The 650-nt window shown below is 69.1% G+C and carries 2 pseudogenes; one reads left to right on the top strand and one right to left on the bottom strand.

Annotated features, from left to right (window positions below):
• Window positions 1-312 (bottom strand): annotated as a pseudogene (locus A5714_RS09145) (hypothetical protein); the annotation flags it as partial.
• 58 nt (window positions 313-370) lie between these two features.
• Here A5714_RS09145 and A5714_RS09140 point away from each other — a divergent pair.
• A pseudogene (locus A5714_RS09140) lies at window positions 371-650 on the top strand (DNA polymerase III subunit delta'); the annotation flags it as partial.

Genomic DNA, 650 nt, shown 5'->3' with positions numbered 1-650 from the left:
CAGCGCCGTGCCGAAGACGGCCAGGTTCAGGACCGGCAGGTCCTGCAGCTGAATGCGATCCTCCGGGGGCAACGCGTAGCGCAGGAAGCCCAGGACGAACAGGGCGCCGATGATGTCGGCCTGCAGCATGCTCAGGGAAAACAGCGGCCACGGGGTGCGCACCACCCACCGGACGAATCCGCTGATTCGTCCGGGCAATGTCGCCGCTGTTGTCACCAACCCACCGTATCGGTCGGGGGCGACCTGTTGGAAACTTACAAGCGTCTCGGCACGTCGACCGCAGGGCCCTGACGCGGGCAAATGTAACGGAATGGTCGCGGTATGGTGGCCGATCGGTATCCGTCGGCATCGCTGTCTAGTGTTACCGGTGATGTCCGGGGTGTTTACGCGGCTGGTAGGCCAGGATGCGGTGACGCGGGAGTTGCTGACCGCCGCCCGGGCCGCGCGCAGTGACCCCGCGCACAACGGCGCGGCCGACGGGACTATGACACATGCCTGGCTGATCACCGGGCCGCCCGGTTCCGGGCGGTCGGTCGCCGCGGTATGCTTCGCCGCCGCCCTGCAGTGCACCTCCGACGGGGAACCCGGCTGCGGCCGCTGCCGCGCGTGCACGACCACCATGGCGGGCACCCACGCCGACGTGCGCCGCG

It is taken from the genome of Mycobacterium sp. E2462 (assembly GCF_001672685.1).
Classification (GTDB): domain Bacteria; phylum Actinomycetota; class Actinomycetes; order Mycobacteriales; family Mycobacteriaceae; genus Mycobacterium.
The sequence above is the reverse complement of the archived record's forward strand: the minus strand, read 5'-3'. Positions and strand labels throughout refer to the sequence as shown.